The organism is Pseudomonas bharatica CSV86 (assembly GCF_000319305.2).
Lineage (GTDB): Bacteria > Pseudomonadota > Gammaproteobacteria > Pseudomonadales > Pseudomonadaceae > Aquipseudomonas > Aquipseudomonas bharatica.
In genome coordinates, this window is sequence record NZ_AMWJ02000002.1 from 1,641,229 (window position 1) to 1,658,694 (window position 17,466).

Annotated in this window: 15 protein-coding genes, 1 tRNA gene and 2 pseudogenes; 8 read left to right on the forward strand and 10 right to left on the reverse strand. The window is 64.3% G+C overall.

Annotated features, from left to right (window positions below; all coding sequences use genetic code 11):
- Positions 1–13: 13 nt before the first annotated feature.
- A tRNA-Met gene (locus CSV86_RS21430) sits at positions 14–90 on the forward strand.
- Between the two features lie 201 nt (positions 91–291).
- Complete coding sequence (locus tag CSV86_RS21435) at positions 292–1,776, forward strand: methylenetetrahydrofolate reductase C-terminal domain-containing protein (RefSeq protein WP_009406514.1); 1,485 nt, start codon at positions 292–294, stop codon at positions 1,774–1,776.
- Here CSV86_RS21435 and CSV86_RS21440 read toward each other — a convergent pair.
- Complete coding sequence (locus CSV86_RS21440; RefSeq protein ID WP_009406513.1) at positions 1,773–2,381, reverse strand: LysE family translocator; 609 nt, start codon at positions 2,379–2,381, stop codon at positions 1,773–1,775. The genes CSV86_RS21435 and CSV86_RS21440 overlap by 4 nt on opposite strands.
- Before the next feature lie 131 nt (positions 2,382–2,512).
- Here CSV86_RS21440 and CSV86_RS21445 point away from each other — a divergent pair.
- A pseudogene (locus CSV86_RS21445) lies at positions 2,513–3,375 on the forward strand (LysR substrate-binding domain-containing protein).
- A gap of 223 nt (positions 3,376–3,598) precedes the next feature.
- Here CSV86_RS21445 and CSV86_RS21450 read toward each other — a convergent pair.
- Positions 3,599–4,117 carry a D-Ala-D-Ala carboxypeptidase family metallohydrolase gene (locus tag CSV86_RS21450; RefSeq protein ID WP_205346435.1) on the reverse strand — a complete coding sequence of 173 codons (519 nt, stop codon included), beginning with the start codon at positions 4,115–4,117 and terminating at the stop codon, positions 3,599–3,601.
- 103 nt (positions 4,118–4,220) lie between these two features.
- On the opposite strand from CSV86_RS21450, the gene CSV86_RS21455 reads away from it, so the two are divergent.
- Positions 4,221–5,369, forward strand: coding sequence for a hypothetical protein (locus CSV86_RS21455; protein WP_009399001.1), 1,149 nt, complete (start codon positions 4,221–4,223; stop codon positions 5,367–5,369).
- Positions 5,370–5,486: 117 nt separating this feature from the next.
- Here CSV86_RS21455 and can read toward each other — a convergent pair whose 3' ends face one another.
- From can to CSV86_RS21470, 3 genes and pseudogenes are all read right to left on the reverse strand, one after another.
- Complete coding sequence (gene can, locus CSV86_RS21460; protein ID WP_009399000.1) at positions 5,487–6,122, reverse strand: carbonate dehydratase; 636 nt, start codon at positions 6,120–6,122, stop codon at positions 5,487–5,489.
- Between the two features lie 67 nt (positions 6,123–6,189).
- Positions 6,190–6,642 (reverse strand): ribosomal protein S18-alanine N-acetyltransferase, encoded by a 453-nt coding sequence (gene rimI, locus CSV86_RS21465; protein WP_009398999.1) that lies wholly within the window; start codon positions 6,640–6,642, stop codon positions 6,190–6,192.
- Positions 6,635–7,422: pseudogene (locus CSV86_RS21470) on the reverse strand (energy transducer TonB). The gene rimI and the pseudogene CSV86_RS21470 overlap by 8 nt, the downstream one beginning before the upstream one ends.
- 176 nt (positions 7,423–7,598) lie before the next feature.
- Between CSV86_RS21470 and mksB the strand changes: the two are divergent.
- The 3 genes from mksB to mksF are packed head-to-tail and all read left to right on the forward strand — an operon-like array spanning position 7,599 to position 12,410.
- Positions 7,599–8,888, forward strand: a complete 1,290-nt coding sequence (gene mksB / locus CSV86_RS21475) for an Mks condensin complex protein MksB (RefSeq protein WP_009398997.1) — start codon at positions 7,599–7,601, stop codon at positions 8,886–8,888.
- Positions 8,878–9,582, forward strand: coding sequence for an Mks condensin complex protein MksE (gene mksE / locus CSV86_RS21480; protein WP_009398996.1), 705 nt, complete (start codon positions 8,878–8,880; stop codon positions 9,580–9,582). The genes mksB and mksE overlap by 11 nt, the downstream gene beginning before the upstream one ends.
- Entirely contained in the window at positions 9,579–12,410 is a 2,832-nt protein-coding gene (gene mksF, locus CSV86_RS21485; protein WP_009398995.1) for an Mks condensin complex protein MksF, read from the forward strand. The genes mksE and mksF overlap by 4 nt, the downstream gene beginning before the upstream one ends.
- 133 nt (positions 12,411–12,543) lie before the next feature.
- Here mksF and CSV86_RS21490 read toward each other — a convergent pair whose 3' ends face one another.
- The 5 genes from CSV86_RS21490 to rplU all read right to left on the reverse strand — a co-directional run bounded on the left by CSV86_RS21490 (position 12,544) and on the right by rplU (position 16,232).
- Positions 12,544–12,999 (reverse strand): CreA family protein, encoded by a 456-nt coding sequence (locus tag CSV86_RS21490; RefSeq protein ID WP_009398994.1) that lies wholly within the window; start codon positions 12,997–12,999, stop codon positions 12,544–12,546.
- A 12-nt stretch (positions 13,000–13,011) separates the two neighbouring features.
- Positions 13,012–14,130 (reverse strand): glutamate 5-kinase, encoded by a 1,119-nt coding sequence (proB, locus tag CSV86_RS21495; RefSeq protein ID WP_009398993.1) that lies wholly within the window; start codon positions 14,128–14,130, stop codon positions 13,012–13,014.
- An 84-nt stretch (positions 14,131–14,214) separates the two neighbouring features.
- Positions 14,215–15,438, reverse strand: a complete 1,224-nt coding sequence (cgtA, locus tag CSV86_RS21500; RefSeq protein WP_009398992.1) for an Obg family GTPase CgtA — start codon at positions 15,436–15,438, stop codon at positions 14,215–14,217.
- Between the two features lie 186 nt (positions 15,439–15,624).
- Positions 15,625–15,882 (reverse strand): 50S ribosomal protein L27, encoded by a 258-nt coding sequence (gene rpmA, locus CSV86_RS21505; RefSeq protein WP_009398991.1) that lies wholly within the window; start codon positions 15,880–15,882, stop codon positions 15,625–15,627.
- Between the two features lie 35 nt (positions 15,883–15,917).
- A complete protein-coding gene (gene rplU, locus CSV86_RS21510; RefSeq protein ID WP_009398990.1) occupies positions 15,918–16,232 on the reverse strand; it encodes a 50S ribosomal protein L21 in 315 nt (104 codons plus the stop codon).
- Positions 16,233–16,481: 249 nt separating this feature from the next.
- Between rplU and CSV86_RS21515 the strand changes: the two genes are divergently transcribed.
- Entirely contained in the window at positions 16,482–17,450 is a 969-nt protein-coding gene (locus CSV86_RS21515) for a polyprenyl synthetase family protein (protein ID WP_009398989.1), read from the forward strand.
- Positions 17,451–17,466: the final 16 nt, after the last annotated feature.

Genomic DNA, 17,466 nt, shown 5'->3' on the forward strand with positions numbered 1-17,466 from the left:
ATGCGCGCCACTTGGCTACATAGCTCAGTTGGTTAGAGCATAGCATTCATAATGCTGGGGTCCGGGGTTCAAGTCCCTGTGTAGCCACCATACCCCGCCAGAGAGTCTACGGATTCCATGGCAAACGAAGAGGCCCGCCTAGGCGGGCTTCTTCGTGTCTGTCGTTCGGACTTTTCCCTGTCAGGGACGCGCCCTGTCTTTTTCACGACATTTTCCTGCGCTCCCGGACAAGGGACCCTCGATGCACTGGCCCACAATGCACCGTCATGTCTTGACCCCATGGCGCAGCTTATGAATTCGTTGAAACAGGCGCTCCGCGACCGTCAGTTCGTCTGCGTGATGGAGTTCGTCCCCAAGCCACAACGTTTCGCCGCCTTCGAGCAACTGATGCAGCGCGGCCACCTGTGCGGCTGGCCGATGCTCGCCGGCATCGCCGACCGGGTAGGCAGCAACCTCGACCTGTCGCCCCTGGATACCTTCACCGCCCTCTCCACGCCCGTGCCGGTGATGCCGCATTTTTCCGGCAAGGACCGCGAACGCCAGGACCTGCTGGCGCAACTGGAGCGCATGGACCGGCTGGGGCTCGACCAGCTCCTGCTGCTCACCGGCGACCGCCTGCACGGCCATGAACCGGGCCAGCGACCGGTGCGCTACCTGGAGTCGGTGGCGGCCCTCGGCATCGCCCGCCGGGCACGTCCGGACTGGCTGCTCGGCGCCGCGCTCAATCCATTCAAGTATTGCGAGGAAGAAGGCGGCGCGCAGTACTTCAAGGCCCAGAAAAAACTGGCCGCCGGTGCCGACTTCCTGATCCTGCAACTGGGTTTCGACATGGCCAGGTACCGCGATGCCATGCACTGGATGCAGCGCCAGCCAACGCCGCGCCCGATGCTCGCCTGCATCATGGGCCTGACCCATGGCCGGGCGAAAATGCTCGAGCATGTGGCAGGCGTGACGGTATCGCCGTCAATGCTGGCACTGGTGGCGGCGGAAGAGGCGGTTTCGAAAGTCCATGCCCAGGCTCGCAGTGTCGATCGCCTGGCCTTGCAGATCATCGGCCTGCAACGGATGGGCTATGCCGGGATCAACCTGTCCGGCGTGCATGACATCGCGCAATTGCTGGCGCTCGAACAGGCGCTGGACGCCTGGCGGGAAAAGATCCGCACCGATGAAGAGTGGGCCCTGGCCTGGGCCCGAAGCTGGCAGTTGCCGGGCGTGCCCGCGGTGACCTTCAATCCGCCGGAGTCGGATTGGAAAGCCGGGGAATCAAGGGTGAGCGCTACACCGAAGGAAAAGCTTCGGTATCACCTGCTCTCCACGCTCCACTCGACCCTGTTCAACCGCACGACGCTATTGAGCCGGGCTTTCGCCTGGACGGTGCGCCGGCCCCTGTGGTCTACGCAGGCCGGACAGCGCTGGCTGCACCGCCTCGAACGCGGCGTGAAACGCCCGCTGGTGGGCTGCGACACCTGTGGCAGTTGCCGCCTCGAAGACACGCTCTATATCTGCCCGGAAACCTGCCCCAAGGGCCTGGCCAACGGCCCCTGCGGCGGCACCCGGCTGAACCGCTGCGAGTTCGGCGACCGCGAATGCATCCACAGCATCAAGTACCGCACGGCAAAGTCGGTGGGGCAGACGGCGGTGCTGACGCAGCGGTTGATTCCGTGCGTCGAGGTAGAGGGACGGCAGCGTAGCTCGTGGCCGGAGTGGTTTGCGGTTGGCGCAGAGCAGGCTGCGTCCGCAATGGCCGCCGACCTGAGCCCCGACCAGCCACGCTAGCGCACACTGGCGAACAGCACCGTCACGCCGAGCCCGAGCAGGGCAACACCGATCACCCGGTCCAGCAGGCGCTGGCGGTCGATCATCAGGCGCCGCAACGATGCGTTGGAAAAGCACAGCGCGACCAGGCTGAACCAGAGCCAGTGAGCCAGGGACATGAACAGCCCGTAGGCGAATTGCCGGGTCAGCGAGCTGTCCGGCCCGACCACCTGGGTGTAGGCGCTGACCACGAACAGCAGTGTCTTGGGGTTGAGAGCGTTGGTGAGGAACCCCGAGAGGAAAGCGCCTCTGGCCTTGTGCCCGCCTTCCCCTTCCAGCGACAGCCGACTGGTGTTGGTCAACGAACTGTAGCCGAGGTAGATCAGGTATCCGGCACCCAGCACCTTCATCACCAGGAACAGCGTAGGCGAATGCTGCACCAGCAGGGAAACGCCGAGCACGGTATAGAGCACATGCACCTGCACGCCACAGGCGATGCCCAGGGCGGCGAACAGTCCGTTGCGTCGGCCGAAGGCGTAGCTGGCGCGGGTGACCATGGCGAAGTCCGGGCCGGGGCTGATAACGGCCAGCACGGTGAATAGAGCGACGGCGATAAGTTCGTTCACGCGGGCTTTCCCTGTTTTCGATAAGCGATGAAATAACGCAGATTGGTTAGATGCTTGCCATTATCGAAAGCCTTACTGGCCCGAAAAAAGCGATTTATAGTGCGACAAATCCGCTAGTTTTCCTCACCGATATGAAACTGCCCGCTCTCACCGCCTTCCGCTATTTCGACATGGCCGCCCGCACCGAAAGCTTCGTCCGTGCCGCCGAATTGCTGCACGTCACCCATGGTGCTGTCAGCCGCCAGGTGCGCCTGCTTGAGGCGTCGCTCGGGGTGGAACTGTTCGAGCGGCGCAACCGCGCGATTTTCCTGACAGCCGCCGGACGCACCTTGCTTGGCACCACCCAATCGATCTTCGAACAACTGGAAGGCACGGTTTCGCGCTTGCAGCAACACTCGCGGGAAAACGTGCTGGTGCTGTCCTGCGAACCGACCCTGGCGATGAAATGGCTGATCCCGCGGCTGGCGGATTTTCAGGCGCTCCATGCGGATATCCAGGTGCACCTGATGACGGCCGGAGGGCCGGTGGATTTCGTCCGCAGCGGGGTCGATCTGGCGCTGCGGCGGGATGATTTTCAGTGGGAGGACGGCCTGCATGTGCAGAAGATCTGCGATGAGTGGGTCGGGCCGGTGGCCAGCCCCAACCTGGCGTTGCCGGCCAGGGGCTTTGCCGGTCAGCGCCTGCTGCATAGCGCCACCCGGCCGGGGCATGGGCGACCTGGCTGCGACTGAACAGGAAGACCGGGCGTGGTACCGAGCGGGCGGATTACGAACATTTCTACCTGTGTATCCAGGCAGCGGTAGCGGGGCTCGGAGTGGCGATGGCATCGCGGTTGATGGTAGGCGATGAACTGGCCAGCGGGCAGTTGGTGGCACCTTATGGGTTTGTACCGGATGGGTCGGCGTATGTGCTGTTGTGTCCGCAGGTGCTGGCGGAGACCGAGAAGGTTCAGCGCTTCATCGAATGGGTGACGGAGCAGGCCAAGCCTCGCTAGCAAGCACAACACATAACCCTGCGGGAGTCCGCCCAGCCTTTCAGGCTGCGCTGTCGCGCAGAAAACAGTTCCAAAGCACGACGCGTACCCTGTGGGAGCGGGTTTACCCGCGATTGCGGTAGTGAATTCGCTACCGCAATCGCGGGTAAACCCGCTCCCACAGGGTCCTTGTAAAACAAAGAGTTATGTTTTTTCTATGAGAGCTGGCTTGGGTTATGTGAAGTCAGTTGCAACCGGGTTCCATTCCCCAAGTGCGATAGCCGGCGGTATCGATATGGATCCTGCCGGTCGGATACCGCCCCAGTCCCATGTTCCAGGCCTTGCCGTAGTGTTGCCAGAAATGGCACAGCGCCTGTGCATCGCCGTTGTTCGCCAGCAACAGATCCACCGCGAAGGCGCGCATATGGGCACTGCCTGCAGCACCGCCGGCACAGCGGTTGAGCGCAGGATCCCGATACCCGGACACCACCTCGAACGCCCCGAGAACCCGCTCATCCTGCAATAGATCGAGCAAGCGCAAGGTACTGCGTACATCCGCCCACTGCGCCTGCGGCGGCACGGCGAACGGCTGGCCCCGGCATTTGCGCCAGTCACTCGCCGACCTCAGCAACTGATACAGCGGCACCACGCCATACAGCCGCGCATCCACCAGCATCTCGCGAAAGCCGCGGGTGGCGTGATCGCCGGTCCACTGGGCGAACATCCATGGATCCCGCTCGTCCGCACGAACGACGCCAAGCATCAACAGGGCGACCAGCACCAGCCCCCTCTTCCCACGACCATGGCATGTCCTCCAGTATGGCGAGCCTCCCCTGCGCAGGGAGCCATCTGACAAGGAGTTAAGCATGAAGATCGCACCGATCGCCCTGGGCCTGCTCGCTCTCGGCATTGCCGGACAGTCCGTCGCCGATGCCCGCATCGAATTGGGCGACCAGGCCCGGGTCACCCGGCTGTTCGCCTACCCCAACAATTGCAGCGTGATCTGTTTCCGCGACTGGACGCTGGAACAGACCGTCGAGCACTACCTGAAGCAGAGCGTACAGCGCGACGGCTACCCGGCCGCGACGGTGACGGTCCGCCGTGACAACGACAGGTACTACGCCGATATCGCCGGCGTTCCCGGCGACTACCACAAGCCCCTGGACGCCCTGCTCGATGCCGGCGAACTGGCCTACAACGGTGCGAAAAAACTCAACAGTGATGGCAAGTGGGCGTACGACTGGTACCTGTTCCTGCCCCTGGGCATGGCCCTGGAAAACCGCCGCAGCATCGAGCTGCTGCACTTCCCGCCGGATTATTCGCTGACCCAGGCCCAGGACTACCTGCGCTCCAACACCACCGACCGCTGGGCCAGCCTGCTGACCTTCAACGGCATCCCCGCCGAGCAGACCCCGGCCTACCAGACCATCGTCGATATCGCGCCGATCGCCGCACCGGCCAGCGCGGGCTCGACGCTTGAAGGCACCTACGGCTATTTCCAGGACTACCAGGTGCGCATGGTCAAGGACGTTACCCTGACCTCGAAAGGCCAGTCGCTGCCGATGGTGGCCTTCGGCGCGCCGGTGCGCAGCTGGATCAAGCAGCAGTACGGCGCCGACCTCAAGGTGCTGGGGCTGGCCATCATCAGCCCGAATGCAGAACAGAAGGTACCGGTACTGGGCTCCAACCACCCGAGCGCGATCTGGTATGCGGCAGACAAGGACAACAATGGCGGCGACCAGGACAAGGCCGATGCGGCGGGCCTGAAGATGATGGGCCAGGACCTCAGCGCCGCCTGCTGGCAAGCCGGAATGGGGCGTAACCCAAGCGCCGACCCGCAACTGACGCTCAATGCCTGTACGCAGAAGTGGCAAGTGACGGCGAAGAAGCAGACCTGTGAACTGTTCTATCGGACGATTCGCAACATGACGCCGGAGCAGGCCAGTGCGAAGTGCAATACGGGGGCGGTGACGCGGGAGTTGAGAGCGTTGCAGAAACCTGCCGATACCCTCTGAAACAACACAAAATCCTGTGGGAGCTGGCTTGCCAGCGATTGGGCCCTGGCAGACAACATCTTTGTCAGTACCGGCCTCATCGCTGGCAAGCCAGCTCCCACAGTGGTCGGAAGTTTACTACTGCGGGCGCAACCGGTACTGTGGCGGCAGTTGATCCAGCCCGCTGATGGTCACGTCCAGGCTTTTCCAGCGACCATCCTGGATGCCATAGATGCAGCCATGCACCGACAGTTCCTGGCCGCGATGCCAGGCATTCTGGACGATGGTGGTATGCCCCACGTTGGCGACCTGCTGGATGACATTGAGCTCGCACAGGCGGTCTACCCGCGCCTCTTCGGTCGGCAGCTTGCCCAGTTCCACCCGGTGCTCGTAGTACAGGTCGCGGATCGAGCGCAGCCAACCGTCGATCAGGCCGAACTGACGGTCCTGCATCGAGGCCCGCACGCCGCCGCAGCCATAGTGACCGGTCACCAGGATATGGCGGACCTTGAGCACATCCACGGCGTACTGGATCACCGACAGGCAGTTCAGGTCGGTGTGCAGCACCACGTTGGCCACATTGCGATGGACGAACAGGTCGCCCGGCAGCATGCCGACGATCTCGTTGGCCGGAACCCGTGCATCCGAGCAGCCGATCCAGAGGAATTCAGGGGTCTGCTGGCGGGCCAGCTTGGCGAAGAAGTCCGGGTCCTTCTGCTTGATGCCGTCGGCCCAGCGCGCGTTGTTGTCGATCAGTTCCTGCAGGTCGTGCATGATCAAGGCCTCATGGATTGATGCGCTGTTATGACAGGCAGCGACCTGCGCAGGGGCGCTGCCGTTCTTAGTCGATCAGGGTGCAGGCCATCACCAGGGCATCTTCCCGCCCACCCGGGGCCGGGTAGTAATCGCGGCGGCGCCCGACTTCGTTGAAACCGTAGCGTTCGTACAGGCGATAGGCCGACTGGTTGCTGGCGCGCACTTCGAGGAAGCATTCGCGGCCATTGAGTTCATAGGCACGCGCCATCAGGTGTTCGAGCAGGCGCAAGCCGAGGCCGCGGCCCTGGCTCTCGGGCTTCACGGTGATATTCAGCAGGTGGGCTTCGTCGATGATCACGTTGATCACACCGTGCCCGACCTGCTGCTCGCCTTCGAACATCAGCCAGATTTCATAGCTCTTCAGGCCGTCGAGGAAGATCCCGCGGGTCCACGGGTGGCTGAAGGCGGCATATTCGATCTTCAGTACGGCATCCAGGTCCGCCTCGGTCATCCGGCGGAAGCTGAGGGTGTCACTCATTGCTCGTTTTCCAGCGCGCCATCAGCCGGCGCATGGCTTTCCAGACGTCCGCCTTGCGCTGCGGCTCGTCCATCAACACTTCAAGACCGGGCAGCGCCCAGGCGGTGCCCAGGCCCTCGACCGGAAATTCTTGGTAATACACAGACTCGTCGCGCTCGCCGGCATGGCGGATGGCGGGCAGGCCGACCAGCCACAGGCAGGCCGCAGGCTCGCGCTCCAGTTGCACCTGGGTGAAACCGTGGACGAAGTCGCGGGCGGCGTCCGGGCCCTGGTCGAGGCTGCCGCGGGCCAGCAGCGGCCAGCGGATCGGCTCGCCAAGGATCTGCGGGCTGTCCGGCAGACCGGCGGCGCGCAGCATGTCCTTGAGCAACAGGTAGGAAGGATCGCGGCTCTGGAACGGCTGCCCGGTGGCCAGTTCCACCAGCAGCAGGCAATTGCCGGCGCGCAGCAGTTGCAGGGAAAAACGCGGGGCGGCGCTGCGACCACCTTGGCCGGGGCCGGTTTCTCTTCCTCGCTTTCCACCGGTTTGCTGACGGCCTTGGCCGTGGCGCCCGGGCGCGGAATCTCGATCTTCGGCCGTTCCGCTGGCTTCACCGTCGGCTGCACGGCAGCCGGTGCGGCCTGCCTCGGCATTTCCACCGGCAGCGCTTCCGGCACCGGCTCCAGCGGCAGCAACAGCTCGGGCCGCGACGGCGCGGCGAACGGCAGTTCGGTACGCGGCAGCCAGTGCACCACTTGCATGGCGTTGAGGTAGGCGCGGCGGCGGGACTCGGTCAGCAAGGAAGTTCGGCCATCTGTGGATAAGTCAGGGCGCACATTCTAACGCCGTTGCGCTGGTCGCGCCGCTGTCGATCGCACAAATCCGCCGGACAACCGCCGAATCGATCAAGGGTGAAACCATTGCGGTTCAATGCAGTACAATCCGGCGTTTTATTTGGCAGCGAGTCGACCCGCCAATGATCGAACCCAAACGCGTCCTGCGCGCCCTGGCCGAACACTGGAACCTGCTGGAACCTTTGTCGGAGCGTTTTGACGGCGGCACCCTGAGCCTGGGCGAATTGCGCCAGCAACTGGCCGCCCAGCAGCTGGAAAGCACGCCGCAGGACATCACCGCCCTGCTCGACGTGTGGATCCGCCTGGACATCCTGGTTCCGGTGGCGAAAAGCCCCAACCGCTTCGAGCTGAACGCGCAGATCCACGATTTCCTCGCCTACCTGCGCCGCGAGCACCGCCTCGGCCTGTGCCTGGAGATCGAGGCCTACCTGCGCCACCTGGAGCGCCTGGCCGGGCATATCCAGGACGCCTTCGACATTCGCGACGGCCACGATCTGGCGCGCCAGTTGCGCCTGCTCGACATGCGCGTGCGCGATGTGCTGAAGAAGCTCGACAACGACGAACAGGCCCTGGTCGCCGTGGCCGAACGGGCCAAGACCAGCGACCGGCAGATACCCCTGCGCCAGCGTTATGCCGAGGTCCTGGCGACCTGGGACGAGTACGTCGAGCCGATGATCCAGCTGGTCAACGCCGACGGCGCCTTCGAGCAAGGCGTGCGCAAGGTCGAGACGGTGCTGCTGCGCCTGCTTGGCGAACAGGCCCGGCTCGGTCACCTGGTCGATGACGACATGCTCCTGCGCACCCACGCGCGCATCCTCGAAATGCAGACCAGCGCCCAGCTGACCCTGCGCCACGCCCGCGAGTTGCTCCTGCCCCTGCGTGAAGAGGCGCGCCGGCACAACGCCGTGACCCGCGGCGCCGCGCTGGCCCTGTCAGTGATCCGGCGCAAGGGCATCGACGCCGTGCCGCAGGCTGCCATGCCGCTGTTCACCCGGCCGCAGAGCACCTTCCTCGGCAGCGCCAGCCAGGTCGAGGCCTACGTCTATGCCCTGGCCCGCTTCGAGCCCAAGCCTGCGCGGTTCCCCAAGGCGCACAAGACCCAGAAGGGCGAGCCGCCGCGTGCGCCGCGCACGGTCAAGGAAATGCTCGAGCGCTGCGAGGACGCCCTGCCCTTGCCGGACCTGATGGTTTGGCTGCTGGAGCAGGAGCCGGAAGGCGCCACCGACGAATTGCTGTACTGGTTCTCGCGACTCTCGCGGGAAAAACGTTTCTCCCGCGAACGCCTCGAGCGCCGCGAGTACACCACCCGCGAACACCTGGTCAGCCTGCGCTCCTTCGCCCTGACTTCCAGCCGCGAAACCTCGCCCCAACTTTCGCCCGAACCTGCTGCGAGCCCTGCCCATGCATCTTGATCTTTCCGAACTGTCCCAGCTCGCACCGATCTTCCGCGAGCTGTTCAAGGGCTTCCACATCAGCCGGCGCGACCCCGAGCTGTACGCCCAGCTGTCGAACTTCCAGGACCAGTACCGCGGCCTGTTCAAGGCCCTGGGCTTCGAGCTGGTCTGCGATACCCGCGGCTTCTACTACTTCGTCCCCGAGCAGGCTGCCGCCCAGGTCAACAAGACCGCGCAACGCCTGGCGCTGTTCACCTTCATCCTGGTCGAGCACCTCGCCGACCAGGGCCGCGACCCGATGTCGGTGCTCGACGGCGGCAGCCTCGGCCGCGACGAACTGCCATCGATGCTCGACAAGTACCGCGACCTGTTCCTCCAGGCCGAGGTACAGACCCCGGACGAGCTGGAAGAAAAGATCATGCGCCGCATGACCCAGCTCGGCTTCGCCTTCGAGGAGAACGGCATCTACCGCTTCCTGCCGCCGATGCACCGCTTCCTCGATGTCTGCCTGTCGGTCCAGCAGGACCGCGACCTGGCCGCCAGCCTGCACAGCAACCTGCCGCTGCCGACCCCGGTGCTGGTGGTCGAGGAAACCCCGGAAGAACTCAACCGTACCGACGACCCGCTGGACCTCGCGCCCTTCGCCGAGGAAAGCGAAGAAGAAGCGCTGGCCCGGGCCATCGCCGAAGAGCAACAGGAGATTGACGCATGAGCCAGGAACGCTACGGCATCCGCCGTTTCGCATTGCTCAACACCGCCGGCTACAGCCTTGGCCTGTTCCCGCTGGAGCATCCGCTGTCGGTCTATGGCGCCAACAACCTGGGCAAGAGTGCCTCGATCAACGCCCTGCAGTTCCCGATCCTGGCGCGCATGTCGGACATGAGCTTCGGCAAGTACAGCCTGGAGCAGTCGCGGCGCTTCTACTTCGCCAGCGACACCAGCTACATCCTCTGCGAAGTCAACCTGCCCCACGGCCCGCATGTGATCGGCGTGGTCGGGCGCGGCCCGGGCGGCGGCTTCGGCCACCAGTTCTTCGCCTATGCCGGCGAGCTGGACCTGGGCCACTACCAGAAGAACGACACCTGCCTGCGCCAGAAAGAACTGTTCAGCAACCTCGAGCGCAACGGCCTGAAGGCCTACGAACTCAAGCCTGACGAACTGCGCCGGCTGCTGGTCGGCGGGCACACCTCGATCCCGCTGGACCTGACCCTGATCCCGCTGCGCTCCACCAGCGAGCAGAGCCTGAAGACCTTCCGCGCCCTGTTCATCAACCTGCTGCACATGCGCGAGATCACCGCGGCCAAGCTCAAGCAGCTGTTCCTCGATGCCTTCGAGCACAGCCTGCGCTCCGGCAGCGTCGATTACATCGCCGCCTGCGACGAAGCCTTCCGCGACGTACGGCGGATGGAGCAGGACTACAACTCGCTGGTCGCCGCCGGGCCGCTGGTCGAAGCCCTGGCCAACGGCGTGGCCCAGCGCGACATCCTGCGCGGCAAGCTGCATCGCCTGTCGCCGCTGCTCGACTCGCTGCTGGGCACCTGGCAGGACTACTCCAGCGCGCGCAAGGAAGAGCTGGTCATCCAGGCCGAGCACTACCGCAACGAGCAGGACGCCCTGCAGAACGACCAGCGCAACGGTACCCAGGAGCTGATGCGCCTGGAGCGCGAGATCAGCGGTATCCAGCGCTGGCTCGGCGAATTGTCGGTGCTGAAGAACCGTTTCGCCCTGGTCGATGACGTCAAGGTCCTGGAGCAGCAGTTGCTGGCCGCCAAGGACGCCCACGACGAGCTGGCCGGTGCCCTGGCCCAATCCCGCCAGTTCAGCGCCGAGGACCTCGACGAACGCCTGCGCGAGCTGGAAAAACGCCTGAAATCGGTGAAGCAGCAACTCGATCACGCCGACAACAACAGCTATGCCCGCCTGCGCGAGGAATTCTCGCAGCAGGATGTCGAGCGCCTGATGCGCCTGTTCAACGGCGCGCTGTTCAGCCTGCCGCTGGGCGAGCGCGGCATCGAGCTGGACGAGAGCGACGTCTGGATCAAGACCCTCGAAGCCCTGCTCGACGGCTTCAAGGGCGAGCGCTTCGAAGTGCCGGGGATCTCCGTCGACCTGTCGCATATCGAGCCGCCGGCCCTGCAGGCCCTGGCCGACCGCGCCGCCCTGCGCGACCAGAAGGAGCGCCTGGAGAAAGAACTCAAGCAGCTCAAGACCCAGCAATCCGTGGCCGCCGACCGCGCCGCCAGCAAGACCCGCACCGAAGCCCTGTACCAGCAGGTGCTGGATGCGCAGAAGGCCCTCGAGGACTTCCGCCGCAGCCAGACCCTGAGCGCCGAGGAAGGCGACAAGCTGGAACAGCTGGCGCAACTGGAAGCCGCCCAGGACGAGCTCAAGCGTTCCAGCGATGCCTTCACCGAGCGCGTCCAGCAGCTCTCTGCCAAGTTGCAGCTGGTGGGCCGGCAGATCGCCGATATGGAAGCCAAGCAGCGCACCCTCGACGACGCACTGCGCCGCCGCCAATTGTTGCCGGCGGACCTGCCATTCGGCACGCCGTTCATGGAGCCGGTGGACGACTCCATGGACAACCTGCTGCCGCTGCTCAATGACTACCAGGACAGCTGGCAGGGCCTGCTGCGCATCGACAACCAGATCGAAGCCCTGTACGCGCAGGTGCGCCTCAAGGGCGTGGCCAAGTTCGACAGCGAAGACGACATGGAGCGCCGCCTGCAGCTGCTGATCAACGCCTACGCGCACCGTACCGACGAAGCCCTGACCCTGGGCAAGGCGCGTCGCGCGGCAGTCACCGATATCGCTCGCACCCTGCGCAACATCCGCAGCGACTACGACAGCCTCGAACACCAGTTGGCCCTGTTCAACCGCGAGATCAACCGGCGCCAGGTGTCCAACCTGGAAAGCTTCCGCATCGTCCTCGCGCCGAACAAGGAAGCGCTCAAGCACATCGACCAGATCATCCACAGCGCCGGCCAGTACGAGGAAGGCGAGACCCTGTCGGTGTTCGACCTGAGCCAGAGCGCCGAGCAGGACAACAAGAACGAGGAAGCCAAGGAGTACCTGGCCCGCCTCGTAGCGGCGAACCACAACCAGCTGGGCCTCAAGGACCTGTTCGAACTGGCCTTCGAGATCACCAAGGTCAATGGCCAGCCGGTGATCCACACCGATATCGATGGCGCGGCGTCCAACGGCACCACCATGACCATCAAGGCGCTGACCAACATGTACCTGTTGCTGCACCTGATGGACCGCGACCTCGCCGGCCGCGTGCGCCTGCCCTACTACCTCGACGAAGCGGCGGACATCGACGAACGCAACCAGGCCGCATTGCTGGAAACCAGCCTGCAACTGGGCTTCGTACCGATCCTGGCGAGCGTGAAGCCGCAGGTATCGGCGCGGGTGGCGATCGACCTGGAAGGGGGTAGCGGCCCGAACGGCATCTACATCGACGAGGCGGACTGGAAATACATCAGCCGGCGGGATGTGGAGAAGGCGGTGGTGCGGGAAGAGGCAGAAGAAACTTCAGCCTGAAAGTGATGCGGGGCTCTCCAGGGCCCTATCGCTGGCAAGCCAGCTCCCACAGGTTCAGCACAGACCTTGAGACTTGTGCTGTACCTGTGGGAGCTGGCTTGCCAGCGATGAGGCCCGAGAGAACACTGGAGATTTACTTGGCCCAGGGCAGGATCGGAATCGCCGTCACCGCATTCTGCGGGCTGCCCTCGATCAACCGGTCGCTGTACACCAGGTACACCAGGGTGTTGCGCTTCTTGTCGAGGAAGCGCACCACCTGCATGGTCTTGAACACCAGCGAGGTGCGTTCCTTGAACACTTCCTCGCCATCCTTGAGCTCGCCCTTGAACTGGATCGGCCCGACCTGGCGGCAGGCGATGGAAGCCTCGGCGCGGTCCTCGGCCAACCCCAGGCCACCTTTCAGGCCACCGGTCTTGGCTCGCGACAGGTAGCAGGTCACGCCTTCCACCTTGGGATCGTCGAACGCCTCGACCACGATCCGGTCATTCGGCCCGACGAACTTGAACACCGTGGATACCTGGCCAATCTCTTCAGCCGATGCCAGCAGCGGCAACGCCAGCACGGCGGCGGCAAACAGTCCCTTGAACACGCAATTCACTCCTCAGACCAGGATCAGGTTGTCGCGGTGCACCAGCTCCGGCTCGGCACTGTAGCCCAGCAGGCCTTCGATGGCGTCCGACGGTTGGCCGATGATTTTCTGTGCTTCCAGGGCACTGTAGTTGGCCAGGCCGCGAGCCACCTCGGCGCCGTCCGGCCCGACGCACACCACCATTTCGCCGCGGCGGAAGCTGCCCTGCACGGTCTTCACGCCCACCGGCAGCAGGCTCTTGTTGGCCTGGCGCAGAGCCTGCACGGCACCGGCATCCAGCACCAGGGTGCCACGGGTCTGCAGATGGCCGGCCAGCCATTGCTTGCGCGCGGCCAGCATGCCGCGCTCCGGCGACAGCAGGGTGCCGATACGCTCGCCGGCCTTGAGACGATCCAGCACGCGTTCGATACGCCCGCCGATGATGATGGTATGGGCGCCGGACCGGGCCGCCAGGCGCGCGGCGCGCAGCTTGGTCTGCATGCCGCCGCGACCAAGGGCGCCGCCGGTCCCGCCGGCCACGGCGTCCAGGGCCGGATCGTCGGCGCGGGCTTCGTAGATCAGCTGGGCCTCGGGGTTATTGCGCGGGTCGGCGTCGAACATGCCGTCGCGGTCGGTGAGGATCACCAGCAGGTCGGCCTCGACCAGGTTGGCCACCAGCGCCGCCAGGGTGTCGTTGTCGCCGAAGCGGATCTCGTCGGTGACCACCGTGTCGTTTTCGTTGATCACCGGCACCACGCCCAGCTCCACCAGGGTGCGCAGGGTGCTGCGGGCGTTGAGGTAACGCTTGCGATCGGACAGGTCGTCGTGGGTCAGGAGAATCTGCGCGGTGTGCTTGCCGTGCTCGGCGAAGCTCGACTCCCAGGCCTGCACCAGGCCCATCTGGCCGATGGAGGCGGCGGCCTGCAGCTCGTTCATCGCGCTCGGTCGCTTGGTCCAGCCCAGACGGCTCATGCCGGCAGCCACGGCTCCCGAGGAGACCAGCACCAACTCGACGCCCGCTTCGCGCAGGGCCACCATCTGTTCAACCCAGACACCCATCGCCGCGCGATCCAGGCCCTTGCCATCCGCCGTCAGCAGGGCACTGCCAATCTTCACGACCCAGCGCTGGGCACCTGTCACCTTGCTCCGCATCTTCTTCCAACCTATCGATCTGTGTGGATTCTGTAGATAACAAAACGCCGCTTGAAAAAGCGGCGTTCAGTGTACTGCAACGGATCAGTCGCGCACGTAAATGATTTCCGGGCCGTCTTCGTCGTCCTCGTCGCCCCAGAAGTCATCGTCGTCGCTGACATCGTCGACGCTCTTGACGCCGGTACGGCGCAGGGTGCGTGCATCGTCCAGGGCCTGCAGCTGGGCGCGGGCCTCGTCTTCGATGCGCTGGTCGAGGTCGGCCAGCTCGGCGGCGTAGGCCGGGTCGGCGGCCAGGCGGTCGGCGCGGTCTTCCAGGTAGCGCATCAGGTCGTGGCTGATCTGCTCGGTACCCTGGCGCGAGATGGCCGAGATCAGGTAGACCGGGCCTTCCCATTGCAGGCGATCGACCACTTCCTTGACCCGTGCTTCACGCTCGTCTTCCGGGATCATGTCCGCCTTGTTCAGCACCAGCCAGCGCTCGCGCTCGCACAGCGACGGGCTGAAGCGCTCCAACTCGTTGACGATGACTTCGGCGGCATCGGCCGGGCTGCTTTCGTCCAGCGGCGCAAGGTCCACCAGGTGCAGCAGCACGCGGGTACGCGCCAGGTGCTTGAGGAAGCGGATGCCCAGGCCGGCACCGTCGGAAGCACCTTCGATCAGGCCGGGGATGTCGGCGATGACGAAGCTCTTCCAGCGATCGACGCTGACCACGCCCAGGTTCGGCACCAGGGTGGTGAACGGGTAGTCGGCGACCTTCGGCTTGGCGGCCGAGACGGCACGGATGAAAGTGCTCTTGCCGGCGTTCGGCAGGCCCAGCAGGCCAACATCGGCCAGGACCTTCATCTCCAGCTTGAGGTCACGCTGCTCGCCCGGCTTGCCCGGGGTGGTCTGGCGTGGCGCACGGTTGGTACTGGATTTGAAACGGGTGTTGCCCAGGCCGTGCCAGCCGCCCTGCACCACCATCAGCTTCTGGCCTGGCTTGACCAGGTCGCCGATGATTTCCTGGGTGCTGGCGTCGATCACGGTGGTACCCACCGGAACGCGCAGGATCAGGTCATCGCCTTTCTTGCCGGTGCAGTCGGTGCTGCCGCCGTTGGAGCCACGCTGGGCCTCGAAGTGACGGGTGTAGCGATAGTCGACCAGGGTGTTGAGGTTCTCGTCGGCAACCATGAACACCGAACCGCCGTCACCACCGTCACCGCCGTTGGGGCCGCCGTTCTCGATGAACTTTTCGCGGCGGAAGCTCATGCAACCGTTCCCGCCATCACCGGCCTTGACCCGGATCGATACTTCGTCAACAAACTTCATAAAAACCGCCTCTCGTCAGACCGACGAGCTGAATGACCAGATACGTAAGGCTCTTGCAAAAATGAGCGCGGCTAACCCGTCAAGCGAATACAGCGCCGGCAGCCCATGCGGACAGCTTTGCAAGAGACTCACTCCATAAACGAAAAAGCCCCGTCGCAAGACAGGGCTTTCCCAGCGTTCGCACGATTACTCGGCGACAACGCTCACGTAACGACGACCGAAGGCGCCTTTTACTTCGAACTTGATCTTGCCAGCGATCTTGGCGAACAAGGTGTGATCCTTGCCCATGCCAACGCCGTAGCCAGCGTGGAACTGGGTGCCGCGCTGACGGACGATGATGTTGCCTGGAACGATAGCCTGGCCGCCATACATCTTCACGCCAAGGCGTTTGGCTTCTGAGTCGCGACCGTTACGGGTACTACCACCAGCTTTTTTGTGTGCCATGAGTTCAATTCTCCTGAAGGGGGATTAGGCTGGAATTAAGCCTGAATACCGGTGATTTTGATCTCGGTGAACCACTGGCGGTGGCCCATACGCTTCATGTGGTGCTTACGGCGGCGGAACTTGATGATGCGCACTTTGTCGTGACGACCTTGGGAGATCACTTCAGCAACAACCTTTGCACCAGCAACGACTGGAGCGCCGATGTTCACGTCGTCGCCATTGGCAACCAGCAGAACGCGGTCGAAAGTAACGGATTCGCCGGTAGCGACTTCCAGTTTCTCGATCTTCAGGTATTCACCTTCGGCGACTTTGTACTGCTTGCCACCGGTAACAATTACTGCGTAAGACATGGTATTTCTCCGATAATCCTGCTCACCCAGCGCTTTATAGGAAGAGTATTGGCTGGCATGGCTGCACGAGGCTGGAACGGCCCGGTGCAATTGCGTAAGGCAGGTGCTGCCCAGGAAGTAGGGTGCGCGATTGTACGCAAGCCCGCCGGGCCTTGCAAGTGGCGCCCGGGGCCGCCGGGCCGGGCGCCTTGACAGGCCGGGACCCGCAACCTAGCATGCCGCGCAACCTATATGGAGCACCTGTGGCCGATGCAACCCCAAGCTTTCTACCGCGCGGTAGCGGACGATTTCAGCGCCGTTGACGAGATCATCAAGAAACAGCTGACTTCGCGCGTTCCGCTGGTATCGAAAATCGGCGACTACATTACCTCGGCCGGCGGCAAGCGCCTGCGTCCGCTGCTGGTACTGCTCTGCGGCAAGGCCCTGGGCCGTGAAGGCGACGACCTGCGCCTGCTCGCCGCCACCATCGAATTTCTCCACACCGCCACCCTGCTGCACGACGACGTGGTCGACATGTCCGGCATGCGCCGTGGCCGCTCCACCGCCAACGCCCTGTGGGGCAACGCGCCGAGCGTGCTGGTGGGCGACTTCCTTTATTCGCGCTCGTTCGAAATGATGGTCGAGCTCGGCTCGATGCCGGTCATGCAGATCCTGTCGAAGGCCACCCGGGTCATCGCCGAGGGTGAGGTGCTGCAACTGTCGCGGGTGCGCGATGCCAGCACCACCGAAGAAATCTACATGGACGTGATCCGCGGCAAGACCGCGATGCTGTTCGAAGCCTCGACCCACAGCGCCGCCGCCCTGGCCAATGCCAGCGAAGAACAGCGCGAGGCCCTGCGCACCTTCGGCGACCACCTGGGCGTGGCCTTCCAGCTGGTCGACGACCTGCTCGACTACAAGGGCGACGCGCAGACCCTGGGCAAGAACGTCGGCGACGACCTCGCCGAAGGCAAGCCGACCCTGCCGCTGATCTACACCATGCGCGAAGGCACCCCTGAACAGGCCGCACTGGTTCGCCAGGCGATCCAGAAAGGCGGGATCGAGGACCTGGAGCGCATCCGCGAAGCCGTGGAAGCCTCGGGTTCGCTGGACTACACGGCAAAACTGGCCCGCGACTACGTGGCCCGCGCCATCGCCTGCCTCGAAGTGCTGCCGGCCAGCGAATACCGCGATGCGCTGGTCGAGCTCAGCGAATTCGCCGTAGCCCGCACCCACTGACCCCCCCTCCGGCCCG